Origin of the sequence: Sphingobacterium sp. LZ11T8 (genome assembly GCF_024261425.1) — a bacterium.
In the GTDB taxonomy this organism is placed as follows: domain Bacteria; phylum Bacteroidota; class Bacteroidia; order Sphingobacteriales; family Sphingobacteriaceae; genus Sphingobacterium.
Genome location: NZ_JANBZY010000002.1, coordinates 409,305 through 423,728, shown reverse-complemented (window position 1 = coordinate 423,728; position 14,424 = coordinate 409,305). Strand labels below are relative to the sequence as shown.

General features: G+C 40.2%; 11 protein-coding genes and 2 tRNA genes. 5 read left to right on the top strand and 8 right to left on the bottom strand.

Annotation, left to right across the window (positions count from 1 at the left end; genetic code table 11):
* The first annotated feature begins 19 nt into the window (after nt 1-19).
* Nucleotides 20-2,545, top strand: a complete 2,526-nt coding sequence (locus NLF99_RS06810; protein ID WP_254527299.1) for a tetratricopeptide repeat protein — start codon at nt 20-22, stop codon at nt 2,543-2,545.
* Nucleotides 2,546-2,687: 142 nt separating this feature from the next.
* Here NLF99_RS06810 and NLF99_RS06805 read toward each other — a convergent pair whose 3' ends face one another.
* The 4 genes from NLF99_RS06805 to NLF99_RS06790 form a co-directional block, all read right to left on the bottom strand.
* Nucleotides 2,688-2,894, bottom strand: a complete 207-nt coding sequence (locus tag NLF99_RS06805) for a hypothetical protein (protein WP_185216512.1) — start codon at nt 2,892-2,894, stop codon at nt 2,688-2,690.
* A gap of 84 nt (nt 2,895-2,978) precedes the next feature.
* On the bottom strand, nt 2,979-3,965 hold the full coding sequence (locus tag NLF99_RS06800) for a lipoate--protein ligase (RefSeq protein ID WP_254527298.1): 987 nt from the start codon (nt 3,963-3,965) through the stop codon (nt 2,979-2,981).
* A 456-nt stretch (nt 3,966-4,421) separates the two neighbouring features.
* Complete coding sequence (gene rpsU, locus NLF99_RS06795) at nt 4,422-4,613, bottom strand: 30S ribosomal protein S21 (protein ID WP_093097788.1); 192 nt, start codon at nt 4,611-4,613, stop codon at nt 4,422-4,424.
* Nucleotides 4,614-4,695: 82 nt separating this feature from the next.
* Nucleotides 4,696-5,328 (bottom strand): HAD family phosphatase, encoded by a 633-nt coding sequence (locus tag NLF99_RS06790; RefSeq protein ID WP_254527295.1) that lies wholly within the window; start codon nt 5,326-5,328, stop codon nt 4,696-4,698.
* A gap of 86 nt (nt 5,329-5,414) precedes the next feature.
* On the opposite strand from NLF99_RS06790, the gene NLF99_RS06785 reads away from it, so the two are divergent.
* Nucleotides 5,415-5,488 (top strand) — tRNA-Ile (locus tag NLF99_RS06785).
* A 1,047-nt stretch (nt 5,489-6,535) separates the two neighbouring features.
* Here the strand turns inward: NLF99_RS06785 and NLF99_RS06780 are convergent.
* The 3 genes from NLF99_RS06780 to NLF99_RS06770 all read right to left on the bottom strand — a co-directional run bounded on the left by NLF99_RS06780 (nt 6,536) and on the right by NLF99_RS06770 (nt 9,651).
* Nucleotides 6,536-6,607, bottom strand: a tRNA-Arg gene (locus NLF99_RS06780).
* An 89-nt stretch (nt 6,608-6,696) separates the two neighbouring features.
* Complete coding sequence (locus NLF99_RS06775) at nt 6,697-7,329, bottom strand: hypothetical protein (protein WP_254527294.1); 633 nt, start codon at nt 7,327-7,329, stop codon at nt 6,697-6,699.
* A gap of 12 nt (nt 7,330-7,341) precedes the next feature.
* Nucleotides 7,342-9,651 (bottom strand): TonB-dependent receptor, encoded by a 2,310-nt coding sequence (locus NLF99_RS06770; protein ID WP_254527293.1) that lies wholly within the window; start codon nt 9,649-9,651, stop codon nt 7,342-7,344.
* A gap of 171 nt (nt 9,652-9,822) precedes the next feature.
* Here NLF99_RS06770 and NLF99_RS06765 point away from each other — a divergent pair, with 171 nt between their 5' ends.
* Complete coding sequence (locus NLF99_RS06765; RefSeq protein ID WP_254527292.1) at nt 9,823-10,008, top strand: hypothetical protein; 186 nt, start codon at nt 9,823-9,825, stop codon at nt 10,006-10,008.
* A gap of 98 nt (nt 10,009-10,106) precedes the next feature.
* On the opposite strand, the gene xerD is transcribed toward NLF99_RS06765, so the two are convergent.
* Nucleotides 10,107-11,000: a site-specific tyrosine recombinase XerD gene (gene xerD, locus NLF99_RS06760; RefSeq protein ID WP_254527291.1), complete on the bottom strand. Its 894-nt coding sequence runs from the start codon at nt 10,998-11,000 to the stop codon at nt 10,107-10,109.
* 122 nt (nt 11,001-11,122) lie between these two features.
* On the opposite strand from xerD, the gene NLF99_RS06755 reads away from it, so the two are divergent.
* Together NLF99_RS06755 and NLF99_RS06750 are read left to right on the top strand one after the other, a co-directional pair.
* Nucleotides 11,123-13,981 (top strand): pitrilysin family protein, encoded by a 2,859-nt coding sequence (locus NLF99_RS06755; RefSeq protein WP_254527290.1) that lies wholly within the window; start codon nt 11,123-11,125, stop codon nt 13,979-13,981.
* Between the two features lie 102 nt (nt 13,982-14,083).
* The gene (locus tag NLF99_RS06750; RefSeq protein WP_254527289.1) at nt 14,084-14,224 is read left to right on the top strand and encodes a hypothetical protein; all 141 of its coding nucleotides are present in this window, start codon (nt 14,084-14,086) and stop codon (nt 14,222-14,224) included.
* The last annotated feature ends 200 nt before the right edge of the window (nt 14,225-14,424 follow it).

Genomic DNA, 14,424 nt, shown 5'->3' with positions numbered 1-14,424 from the left:
TATGAAATACGGACGAACAATGATACTTAAACAGAGGATTCGCAATAATTACTTAAAATATATACTTACCGGAACCTTTTCCGTTATGCTGGTTGCAGGCTATGCGCAAGAAGAGAAAAAGGAGCAGGTGCCTACCAAACCATTGGAAAGAACTAAACCACAGGATATGGATTCCATTGAGGTGGTTAGGGATTACCGTCCAATGTTGGCCGATGCAGTAAAGATGCGAAGGAGTCCGGAGATGAACATCGACCGGAAAGCTTTAGAGGTCGAACTTCGCCAGATTGCCGCAAGTATGTACTTTAAGAAGAATGGTTTCAAGGAGCCATATCACTTTCCTCTTCCGCAGAAATATCCAAATGCTAAGGGCAGCAATATTGACAACAACAGGATCGGTATTATTGCCTATAGGGGTAAGGAATTTGAAAGAGCGACTTCCATTCTGAAAAAAGTAGAGCCGGGAGATGCATTTTATCAAAGCTCCATTATCGCCTTAGGCTATATGGCTCAAGAAAGCGGAGATAAACAAGGCGCTCGTGACGCTTTCTATAAAGCTTCAAGACTTAGTTTCGACGAAGATCTAAAGGCAGATGCGCTATATAACTACGCTAAAATCTTATATGACCTGGACTCTGTCCAAGCCTCCTTAGTTCCCCTGCAGCAATTTATTCAAATGACCTATGACAATCTTGACAAAGAGGAGAAAGGTTCAGAGACTACAGAAGTAAGAATGGCTAAGGTTTTGGCGGGTTCCAGCAATTTTCAGGTCGCTGTTTACCTGTTGGAATCATTCGACAATAGGGAAGAGGTTGCCGATAGGGTCTACCAGAAGATAACCTATTACAGAGGGTTGGAGTTTTACAATGAGCGTGCCTTCGAGAACAGTATTTCCATGTTCATGCGTTCCGAGAAATACCCGTTTGATAAAGAAATGGCAGCATTAGCTACCTATTGGAAGGCAGAAGCCATGTACGAGGTCCGTAAATACGGTGAAGCGGTCGATAACTTTACCAAATTCCTTCAGTTGCCCGTTGCCAAGCAAACCTCTGTGTACAATTATGCAAATTATGCCTTGGCATACTCAGCATTCCGTATCAACAGATATAGTGTGGCGGCGCAGTACTTTGAACGCTTTCTTGCATATGAAGGAGGGGGATTGGATAAAAACACCCGATTTGATGTGATTGCACGATTAGGCGATTCTTATCTGTCCATGCGAAACTATGGAAAAGCCAATGAATACTACGATCAATTGATCGATGAAAAGGCTCCAAATCAGGATTATGCCTTGTTCCAACATGGTATTATCCAAGGATTGCAGGGTGACAATGAAGCCAAGCTCAATACTTTGCGTTCAGTAGTGGAGAAATTCCCAGGATCCAATTATGCAGATGATGTGGCCTTTGAAATCCCATATATCTATTTCGTGAAAGGTGATTACGATGTTGCAATCGAAGGTTTGCAGAAGATGATCGAAAAATATCCTCGTAGTAGCTATGTTCCGAGAGCATTGATGACCATTGGGCTTGTCCAATACAATAAAGACGATTCCGAAGCTGCAATGGCTACCTTTCAGAAAATTGTAAAGGATTACTCTAAAACCAGTGAGGCCTCACAAGCATTGCTATCCATAGAAAATATATATCTTGATCAAGGTGATGCTACCAGTTATATCCAATATGCTACCAGTACGAATATCACTGACCTGAGTCCAGCAGAACAGGATAACCTAGCTTTTCAAGCCGGTAATACCTTATTCAACAGAGGGCAATATGGTCCAGCTGTGGAAGCCATCAATGCCTATTTTGATAAATTTCCGAAACCTAGGCAAGAGAAACATGCGCGATACATCAGAGGGGTGAGTTTATATCATACGAACCGACCTGAGGAAGCCTTGCATGACCTAAACATCATTCTGAATGACTGGACAAGCCAGTACACCGAGAAAACCTTGATGACTGTCGCTGCACTGTACCTGAAACTGAAGGAATACAACGAAGCTATCGTGCACCTCAAAAAACTGGAACTCAATTCAGATTATAAGGATAACTATGGCTATGCCATTACCAACCTGATGATCTGTTATTATGAAATCGGTGACTATGAGCAGATGCAGAATTATGTGGAACTGATCAAGAATTACAATAATGCAACCGAGGCAGAAATTGCAACCGCCCATCTCTATAGCGCCAAAGCCTATGAGAAAGAAGGGAATGCAGAGTCTGCTTTGAAGGAGCTGAATCTGGCAGCACTGAAAAGTAAGGCTACAGCCAGTGCAGAAGCTAGGTACCGTGTAGCTGAATTACAATATGCCAAGAAACAATACACAAAAGCACAGGAATCAGCCTTTGATGTAATCAATAACATGGATAACAATGATTATTGGGTTGCAAAGAGCTTTATCCTGCTTGCTGATACCTATGCCCGCAAAGGGGATGCTGTTCAGGCAAGAAGTACTTTGGAGAGTGTTATTGAAAATTACGAAGGCGATGATGATATCATCCCTGAAGCAAAAGATCGTTTGCAGAAATTGAAAAAGAAGTAAAAGTTTTATTAATGAGTTTTACAGCTCTAAATAAGACCATAAACAATAGAAAAAGCCTTTCAGGACATCCTTGAAAGGCTTTCTTTTTTATAAGGATTCAAGACATGAAATTATGTAAATACCTTATCCTCCATATTTTCTATTAAATTATTAATGTAACGGAATAAAAAAGGGTGTAATATGCATTGGTATCTTTTACCCATTGAACCTGAACAGGAAGCACATTCTTTATGTCCTTGATATTATTTTCCTCAATGTAGGCTTTTATCTTTGCCTCTATTTTTATTCCACCAGTATTTTTTTCATTGGCATGAACATCGACGCTGCCCGTTATTACCTTTATTTCCATATAAATATTTTTGCTGTTATGATTATAGATTGGGATGTGTTGACCTGAATCTTAAATTCTCATCGCCACAGCCTAGCATTCCATCTACCTAAATATAGAGATGATTTCATCCACCGTCACCTTACCAAAATAAGATGTAAGATCAACAGAATTTAGCAAAACCCGAATATCATTTTCATTGTGATTGATTCCAACAAGCTTGTTTTCCAATTCTTCAATAGGTTTAGAGGCAAAGAAATCTCCGAAGATCTTTACCGCATTGATCACTCCGCCCTGTAAAACATCCATATGGAGCTCTATAAATCCAGATGGTACTTTGATCGCATTCTTGAAGTTATACATGGGCGAAAAACCAAAGTTCCAATCCCAAGTACCATACTTTTCAGCGATTAACTTTTCTACAGCTTTCACGTCTTCATCCGTCAGTTCATAAACCCTCGCTTGAGGATCATCAATCATCATCTGATCGATTAAGGCTTGTTTAATATGATCTATGCTCACTTGTTCAGGTAAGTATTCCTTCAGGTTTATCACCCTTGAACGATTGGATTTTACGGCCTTATCCTGAAACTTTAATGGATTTATCTTCAAAGCATCCGCCAAAATACTCATCTCCGAATCAAACAATATGGTGCCATGTTGGATCATCTTACCAGCTTTGGCAAGCTTTGCATTCCCACTGAACTTCTTGCCATCCACCAATAGGTCATTTCGTCCTTCCAAGCGGGCAGGGATTCCAAACTGATGTAGTACGTTGAGTACTGGCTGAGTGAACTTAGCGAAGTCCATAAACTCTTCTTCAATTAACTTAGTATGGAAAGAAAAATTCAGGTTCCCTAAGTCATGGTACACCGCCCCTCCACCAGACATCCTCCGAACCACTTTAATACCATTCTCCTGAACATATTCTAGATTGATCTCTGCCAAAGTGTTCTGGAACTTTCCTACAATGATTGCAGGTGCATTGATGTACAATAGAAATATAGGCTCAGTAGGATATTTGTAAAGTAAATATTCTTCTAGCGCAATGTTGAAATATGCATCAATAGAAGATGAATCGATAATTAACATATTTTTTATAGGATAAAATCAAAGCTACTGAAAATTTAAAGGAATTGGGATTTGCCGGATTTCAGGAAACCAATTATTTCTGAAATGAATGAGGAGATAGAAGCTTGTTTAGATAACCCCTGGAGGGGGTGAAATATTTTTCTATACCTTTTTGTGTCACCCTGAGGGCAGCCCCGAAGGGTCTCGGAACTATCCACAATCATTTGAAATAGATTGTTCATCTTACGATGACAACGATCATTAAAAAAAATAAAAATAGATTCTTCGTTTTACTCTGAATCCCTCTCTGAGATCTTGTATTCCTCTGGTGACAATGGAAAAGGATAGCTTATTTGTGACTTAAATCCTGCAGGGGAGCAGAAGTATTTTAGGTTAAATCAAAGTTGATGTTCGCTGGAAAACGCTCAACTATATAGAATAAAAAAAAGCTGCCCTTGAGCAGCTTTTTTTATATCATTACGCATTATCTTGATTTAAAGATTGCTTATAAATAGCCTTCTTAACTTGGATACGACGAGCAACAGATTTTTTCTCATAAGCTTGACGCGAACGTAATTCTCTTAAAACACCAGTCTTCTCGAATTTCTTCTTGAAACGTTTTAATGCTCTATCTAGAGATTCTCCTTCTTTTACATTTACAATAATCATAGCTTTTTTGTATACCTCCTTCCGTCGTGAAAATTCTTGGTCTGCAAAGATAAGTAAAGCAATGACATTACGCAAGGTAATTCTAATATAATTTCAAGTCAGCAACAATCTGCTCCAATGGCCTCTCTGCGCTGCACAGAACTGTCTGGATACCTAGCTTTTTGGCTCCTTCCAAATGTTGCGGACTGTCATCAACAAACAGCGATTCTTCAGGAATTAGATTGTTCTGCTCCAATACGCGTTCAAAAATCGCAGCATCGGGCTTGCGTAATCCCTCTAAATGGGAATAATATGTCCGTTCAAAAAACACATCATTGCTTGGGACGCCATATTTCTCCTGGATATGGTTCATGCAATATGCATAGTGCAGTTCATTATTATTGCTACAAAGGAAAGTACGGTAATTGTCCCTTAGATTCTCCAAGATTTCGTGCTTTCCTTCTGGTACACCAAGCAACAAGGAATTCCATGCGGTATCTATCTGTTCATCGCTCAAATCGTATCGATCGGCCTTTTTACGGACGCCATCCCGAAACTCCGGAACAGAAATCTCACCTTTGTCAAAAGCATCAAACAAAGAGTCCTGACCATGATGTCCAAAAAAATCATCCACGTTTTTAATCCCTAAATCCATAAAGGCTTGACGCACTTTAGGAAAGTCAATCATAAAGATTACATTTCCATAATCCAGAATAACATTTTTAACTTTTTGCATATAAAAATTTTGTTTTCTCGTCTCAAATATCGATAATTGCATCGTCAAAACGGGTATCCTATACCCATTTTAACAGCACAAAAACTGCGCCTATAGCTCAGTCGGTTAGAGTAGAAGACTCATAATCTTTTGGTCCCTGGTTCGAGCCCAGGTGGGCGCACAGAACAAACTCCCTCACCATTAAATGGTTGAGGGTTTTTTGTTGGAACTAAGCAAGCGTAAATTAGCGAACGCATAAATTAGCTTTTAAAATTTTTGATATAGGACCTCATGGCGATTCCATTATTTGAGCTAACATGTCAGGTTAGCCTAGAGATAGCGCAAAAAGATGTTCGATTAATCGAACATCTTTTTGCATTAAGCCTTTTGTTCGATACCATTTCTAAAATAATTCTGCCCTTCTAGGGTAGAATGTCGCATAAAAGCTTTCCTTTTCCGGTGTCAACCTGAGGCACGAAGGTTCTCGGAACCATACAAACAATGATTGAACTGGCGAACAGGTCATCCATCTTCGATGGATAATGACAGCAGGTAGAGGCATTCTCGTACAGATTCTTCACTTTCCGTTCAGAAATGGATATTCCTGAGAGGGATTCAGAGCACAGCGAAGAATCTATTTTTTATTTTTTAGGGATCGTTGTCATTCCGTAATCGTAAGATGAGGAAACTATTTTCTTTAGAAAGATTTGCAGAAAAATATTTCACCCACGCTGTGGGTTATCCCTTGGACGCTACAACATTCTACAAAGATGTCAGCCTCGCTAGGGGTTTTTGATTAGAATAATTAGTATTTAGACATGTTGGACCAAGTTGGTCCTTTTTTTATACCCCTAGTTTTTGGAGAATATTCTTGCCATGGAGAAGGTTTGTTTTTAAAATATTAGAAGGATCTGCTCATAAAATGATAAAATAACCCTGTTTTTTTGACTGAAAATTTGGGGATATAGTAGGGGTTTTATTCGAGGCATGTTCGAGAATGATTCGGGAATAGTATTGGAATACTATTGCTCATTTTGCGAATTTTCAATATATGTCTCGAATGAGGTCAGAATTAAGGCTGCAAGTATTGGCTAAATATAAAAAGATAAAGGTTAAGGTCCTGTTTCCAATTTTTATCAATTTGGAAAAGTTTTCGTTTGGCAGGAGTCTAAATAATTAATACTCCCTACTAAACACTAAAAAAGCCGCTCAAAGCGGCTTTTTTCAGTACCTTCGGTAGGAATCGAACCTACATCATCAGAACCGGAATCTAACATTCTATCCATTGAACTACGAAGGCGGCTCGCCAAAAATAATACTTTTTATGGGTTTTATATAACAATAGCCTGCTGATTTTAGCAAGCTATTGATTTTGAGCCTCTCAATATATTAATGACCTTCGTGGTCTTCTGCTACAAGGTGGAATTCCACTTTAAGGTCTAGGTCGTTTGCACCACCGAATTTGTTGAAATCTGGATTGAAGATGTCAGTTTTAGGATTGATCGTATTCTTAACGCCAGGGTTTAAGTGACGCATCAAATAACGGAAGGTAAAACTGTCTGAAGCTTTCAAAACGGTGATATAACCTGTAACACCTACGTTAGCGGCTTTTCCATCAGCTGTCTTGTCGCTGTATTCAGCTGCAAGGGTACCTGCTGGCGCTCCTAAAAGGAATGCAAAATGCTGATCGGCACGGTCGATGAAGGTCTGCTGACTTTCGCGACCTGCGAAATCCTTAACCATGAGGTTGAATCGGTATGATTTACCTACTTCCAAATGAACATGAGCGCCAACTGGTGGAAGGAATTTCTCGCCTGTAAACTCCACTTTTTCAATTTCAGGATTAGCGATATCATGGTAGTGGTAATGGTCATCGTGTTTTTCAGCTTCCACTTCGGTAAAGGTCAAGGTAGCTGCACTTACTTCTTCTTGGTCTACTTCAGGAGTAGGATCATCTTTAGAACAAGATTGGAAAGTGAAGAAAGAAGCTAATATGAATAAAATAAAGATGTTTGATTTCATGATGTAATTTTTTTAGAATTTATAGTTAAGTGATAGAATAAGATTCCTTCCTGGGCGGTGGGCATAGTACCTAAAACGGTCCATGTAATCTTTGTAGCTTGTATTGAAAAGATTTTCAACGGCCAAGGAAAGTTGGAGCTGTTGTTTATTAATAGTTAGTGGATGTGTAATATATGCATGAAATAATTGGTATGCAGCTGGAGGAGCAACGTAATCCGTTCCTTCAGTATACCTATTCTGTTTGGCTACATACTCATGGCTCAGCTTAATATATCCTTTTTCAGGACCAGCATAATACCACTGTACGGCATTTTGTATCCTGTCTGAAGGGATATAGGGCAAGAAAGTGTCGGTACTGATGTTCTTGGCCCGGACTAGGCTAGCTTGCAGGGTGTATTGAAGGATTGGCATAAACTTCCATTTCAATTGAAGGTCTGCACCATAGAATAGCGCTTTGTCCTGTCCATAACTAAATACTGGAAAGGTACCACGGATGGTCTGGCGCACAGAATCTGGATTTGGCGCAGCGTAGATATAGTTATGGATATATTGTCCAAATACATCTGCTGTCAAGGCTAAAGTTTCAGATTTATGGGAAATGGAATGAACCCATTTTAATCCTTGCTCTGCTTTGAGGTCCAAGTTTCCGATTTCATAGATGCCGGCACCGTGGTGTACACCATCGCTGTACAGTTCGTTGGCCGTAGGCGCACGCCAAGCAAGGCCAATGCTGCTTTTGTATTGCCAAGTAGGATTGATGTTGTACGCTGCGGCAATGGAGCCAGAGAGGTTATGGAAGCTTCGCGTATCCTCCAACAAATATTGCTGAGGGACTGACTGTTCTTTATCGGTATATTTATAACGATATCCTGCTGCGTCGAAATACCGATAGTCGTAGCGCCAACCTGCTTCCAATAGCCATTTGTCGAATTGGAATTGATGGATCCCGAAAATGCCCAGGGAATAGTTATCGAAGTTAGGGATGATAGGAGTGGTACCCGTTCCGGCGGTATTATTGTTTACCTGGTTACCTAGATCGATCCCAAAACTATGCGATTTAGCCTTCAGCATCACTTCGAGTTGTTGTGTGGTCAATACCATATCCGACATGGGAATATTGTCTGCAACTGCTCTGCGCATATCAAATTCCTTCCTATGGTTCTGCTGGAAAGAATATTGGGCTTCCAGTTGAAGTCCGCTGTTCAGTTTGTATTGATATTTTAATTTCCCTAATTGATGGGTTACATCTTGTTTAGGGGCATTGATCTTATAGCTGAAATCGTATTTTTCAAATGGTTCCCCATTTTCTATCCGCGCATAGATATCTTCGATACTTCCTATATGGGCACCATAGAAAACCCCCAGTTCAGTTGAAAATCTGCTGTAATATGCTTCCAAGAAATTGTTTTCCTTGCGGTACTGTACCGTTCCGGAGAAATTGATCTCTTCAACGCCGGTATTTCCCAATATATAATTTGGAATCCTGCTATCGCCAAGTTTTTTACCTGAACCTTGAAGTTTCCAAGCTAAGCCTTCGATGGATTTAATTCCGCCTTGTAATTGTAAGTTGGCAGATCCACCGCGTCCATTGGACTGGGCAATAAGATCGGCTCGGCCTTGGAATTTGTTAGGGTCGATTTGCTGTGCTTTCGCGATCAAAACTCCACCCAATGCATCAGCGCCATAGCGAACTGCCTGTGCACCTTTGATGACTTCAAATTCATCTGCCGTAAAGGGATCCATTTCTGGAGCATGTTCCATTCCCCATTGCTGTCCTTCCTGTTTCACTCCGTTGTTCAGGAGGATGATCCGGTTGGAATGCAAACCATGAATGACCGGTTTTGCCACAGAATGGCCTGAATTAAGGATGGAAACACCCGATAGCTGAGAAAAGACTTCAGCGGCTAACTTACCTTTGCTTTTTTCGATCTGTTCCTTATCGAGCTTAGCCCTTACGGCTGCTCGCTGTTCTTCAACCTGTGCAGAAACATGTACAGCATCGATTTTCTCGGTAAAGCTTTTTAGCTTGATTTTCAGTACTGTATCGTTATCCACATGGATGGGTTGTTCAAAGTTTTCATAGCCTAAGGCCGTAACTTTTAGCGTAAGATGCTGATGTCCTTGGCCAACCTTGATCTTAAAGTTTCCATGGATATCGGATGAGGTACTGATGTCGGAGTTTTGGATACTGATATTTGCTGCAAATATCGGCTGATCCTGCTCGTCCATGACAATACCTTTTATATATTGATTGGAGTTGTCCTGAGCTACAGCGCTATTTATTAGAAATAGGATGAGCACAGTCCATGCATATTTCAACATGTATTGTTATAAAAAAAGGGTATTAAATGCTATATATTACACGTTTGTGGTAAAATAGTCATAGGGAGGGGCCCGGAGGCTTTTGCTGGATTTGGGTTCCAATATCGGAGCTTCAAAAACTAGGATGCTTTGAATGCTATTTAATAGAAAACCTTTCGGATTAGATTCCCAATGGAAGGGGTTTTCAATCTGTATGCCTTGCTGAAAGAAAAGAAAACAATAGTGACAGTCCTCTCCGTGGGAATGATCGTGCTGATGTTTATGGTTTACTTCGCAGGCATCTTGGTTTTCATGGGAATGATCATGGCGGTGCAAAACGATCAGGCTGATGGAAAGGAACATGATGCCAATCCATAAGGATGATATTACCTGTTTATACGACCTCAATAATCTAATCACAGTGCAAAGATAAGTTAAATGCAATGCTGTTGCAAATTAAATTAAACTTTGTTGCATTATGACCTAGGGTGAAACTGGGTAATTACACTTTGTAGGTATTCTTTGTCGATGTGAGTATAAATTTCGGTAGTCGTAATGCTCTCATGGCCAAGCATATCCTGTACTGCCCTTAAGTCTGCACCACCTTCAACCAGGTGGGAGGCAAAACTATGGCGAAAGGTGTGGGGGCTGATCTCTTTGCTCAGACCAATCTTATTGGCGAGGTCTTTAATGATCAAATAGATCATGACTCGGGACAATGGTGCGCCCCTGCGATTTAAGAAAACATAATCTTCTTTGCCAGGTTTGATTACCTGATGTACACGGATCTCGTCCAAATAAAGCTTTAGGAACTTGATCGCTTGCTGACCTATTGGGATAAGTCGTTCTTTATTTCCCTTTCCTTCCACTTTTATGAACTCCACATCAAGGAAGAGATTCGATATTTTGAGGTTGCAAAGTTCAGAGACCCGAAGTCCACATCCGTATAGGATTTCGAGGATGGTTTTGTTCCGCATGCCTTCTGGCGATGAAAGATCAATGCCAGCGATAAGTTCGTCGATTTCTTGGATACTGAGAACAGCAGGGATTTTTCTGGAAAGGCGAGGGGACTCGATCAATTCAGCTGGAATATTTGGAAAGCCATGTTCAATCTGAAGGAATCCGAAGAAAGTCTTAATGCCAGAAAGGAGTCGGGCTTGGGTGTATTCGGAAACGGCGAATTCATTGATCCATTGCAGAAATTGCTGTATATGTTGGGTTTGGAATTGCTTCAGTTCAATTTGTTGTAATTCGGCAAAACTCTGAAGTTTTTGGACGTCATTTAAATAGGCTGCAATACTATTGTCACTCAATCCTCTTTCCAATAATAAGTAACGTTTAAAATCCCTTTTTGTCAGTTCCCAATCCATTTGTTAAAAATATATAATTCTATAGTTTGAATAGAAGATTTGTTTTAAAGCTAAATAAATTTATTGTAGATTGCTTTCCAAATATAATTTAGTAACCATTCTAGTAAATTTTTTTTGAAATTATGAAACTTCTAAAACCCTTGGCATTAGCATTTTTATTGCCTTTTGCAACAGAAATGGCTAGTGCTTATGTGCCAACAAACTTTAACCCAGAGGCGAAGGTCATCTTGATGAATGACTCGCTGAAATGGGACGCTAAATTGCCATTTGATAAAGATGTTATTAAAGGCAAGTTAGCAAATGGATTTCAATACTATATACGCAAAAACTCGGAACCGGAAAAACGTGTGACCATGTACTTGGCGATGAAAGTCGGTTCTATCCTGGAAAATGAAAAGGAATTGGGATTGGCGCACTTTATGGAGCACATGAACTTTAATGGTCTTAAACATTTCCCTAAGAATGATTTGATTGACTATTTGCAAAAAGCAGGTGTCCGTTTTGGATCGGACTTGAATGCCTATACCAGTTTTGATGAAACTGTCTATCAATTGCCTATTCCTTCTGATGATCCTGAATTGTTAAAAAATGGATTACAGGTAATGCGTGATTGGGCACAGGATGCCTTGTTGGAAACCGACGAGATCAATAAGGAGCGTGGCGTAATCATGGAAGAGATGCGTGGTGGTAGAGGCGCTCAGCAACGTATGCGTGATCAGTACATCAAGGTGATGTTAAATGGCTCGCGCTATGCAGATCGTCTTCCAATCGGAACGGAACAGGTGATCATGAATTTTGATCCGGAGGTAATCCGTAATTTCCATGCTGAATGGTACCGTCCTGATCTGCAATCTTTAATTATTGTAGGGGATGTAGATCCTCAGCAGATGGAGGCGGAAGTGAAAAGATTGTTCTCGGACATGAAGGTTCCTAAGACCATCAAACCGCGTACAGAATACAAGGTTGATCTATTAAACAAGAACCAATTCATTAAGGTAACAGATCCAGAAATGACCTATACGGTTGGTCAGATCATGATCAAGCACCCAGAAGAAAAGGTAAGCACGGTCAAAGACTATAGAAGAGAATTATTGAAGGATGTCTTTAACCAAATGATCAATGCCCGTTACAGTGAATTGAGTCAATCTGCTAATCCTCCTTTCATTCAAGGTGGTGTGGATATCTCGGGATTCCTTGGCGGATTGGATAATTTAGGTGCATTTTTCGTTTCTAAACCTGGACAGTTCGAAGAAGGATTTAAAGCAGTGGTCAGAGAATTGGACCGTTTCCAAAGGTTTGGTTTTACAGAAACTGAATTTAAACGCGCTGTCAGCTCAATTGCGAAAAATAATGAGACTTCTTATGTGGAGCGTGACAAAAGAAAGTCAGATAGCTATGTAAATGCTTATCTGAACCATTTCTTGAAGGATGGTCCGGCATTGAGCAATGAGGATCGCTATGAAATCACGAAACAATTATTACCGACATTGACCCTAAAAGAGGTGGAAGCAGTTGGTAAGGAATTCTATAAGGATATAAACCGAGATGTTTTGATCTTGGCTCCGGATGCAGAGAAAGACAAACTTCCTGAAGAAGCCGCTGTAAATTCATGGTTTGCAGCTATCGAAAAGGAAGATCTAAAACCGTATGATGATAAGGTTTCTGATTTACCAATGTTATCTAAGACGCCAGTGAAGGGTTCGATTAAATCTGAAAAATCTATCGACGGCATTGAAACCAAGGAATTGACCTTGAGCAATGGCGTTAAGGTTTTATTGAAACCAACCAAATTCAAGAATGATCAAATCATGATCTCTGCTTATAGCCCAGGTGGTACTTCATTATATTCAGATGCTGATTATATGTCTGCAACTTTTGCTGGAAATTTAGTGAACAGTTCAGGTATCGGACAATTGAATACCGTGGAATTGCAGAAAAGCTTGACCGGCAAGGAAGTCAACATTAGCCCTTACATTACGGAGCGTTCTGAAGGGTTGAGAGGTGCTACAGACAAGGAGAGTTTGAAAACTGCCTTCGAAATGGTCTATGGATACTTTACCGAGCCTAGAATTGAGGATGATGTGTTCCAAAGTACCATTAGCAAGCAAAAGGACATGATGGCAAACCGTGACAACGATCCAAACTTCGTTTACAGTGATGCTATACAGCGTACGCTTTATGGAAATAGCATCCGTCGTGTTCCTTATGGTATTAACGAACTTGATAAAGTGAACCAAGCTAGAGCGTTAGAGATCTATAAAGATAGATTTGCCGATGCTTCTGATTTTACTTTTGTGATTGTTGGTTCCTTCACTGAGGAAGAAATCAAACCATATTTAGAAGAATATGTTGCTTCATTGCCAACAACAAACCGTGCTGAAAAGCCTAAGGACCTGAACCTTTATGAAAAAAATAAGGGAGTTGAGAAAATCGTAAATAAAGGTAAAGAGGCGAAGGCCATGGTTCGTTTGACCTTATATGGAGATTATACCTATAATGAGCAGGAGAACATCAATGCAAGCGCTGTGGAGACTATTCTAACCAATAAATTGATCGAGCGCCTTCGCGAGGAAGAAAGTGGTGTTTATGGAACTGGAGCAAGGTTCTCCTACAGTAAATTCCCTAAACCAAGATATTCCTTCCTGATCGTTTTTGGAACAAGTGTGGACAAATACCCTTCCTTGATCAACTCATCCATGGATGAGATCAAAAAGTTAAAAGCCAATGGTCCATCACAGGTTGATCTGGATAAGTTCAAGATTGAAGAAAAGCGTCAGTTGGAATTAAGCCTAAGGGAAAATGGTTTCTGGGCAAGTGAAATACTTGGTTCAGTTCAGAATCAAACGGATCCAACCAATGTTACCCGTTATCTGGAAGAACTAGATAAAGTAACCGTGGAGTCTGTCAAAGAAGCCGCAAATAAGTACCTGAAAGAAGAAGACTTCTATAAGTTTATTCTCCTTCCGGATGCAACTAAATAAAAACAAAAACCCCCGCCTTAAAACGGGGGCTTTTTGTTTTTAGACATCAGACAATAGACATCAGACAAAAGATCTTCAGCTTTCACAGAATAATTTTCTTTTTTGGGATTGTTAGAAGGATGGGGCAGGAAAGGAATCAAATTTGGTAGGGGCATCGCATACGGCCAAATGCATTTGAACCAGGATGGAAGGGATTGGTGGATAGACCAAGATCATGGAATGAACCGGGAACCTAAGGATTAGAGGATAGACCAAGATTGCAGCAATATGGGGTTAGAAAGGTGTCAAATTTGGTAGGTAAAGACCCCCTTTTGGGGTTCCATTATTTTAGCAGAGATGGAACGCTAGCCTGGAGGTCGCGCAAAAACGCTGTTCGATTAATCGAACAGCGTTTTTGCATTAACCCTGTATTGTTCGATACCATTGCTAAAATAATACTGCCC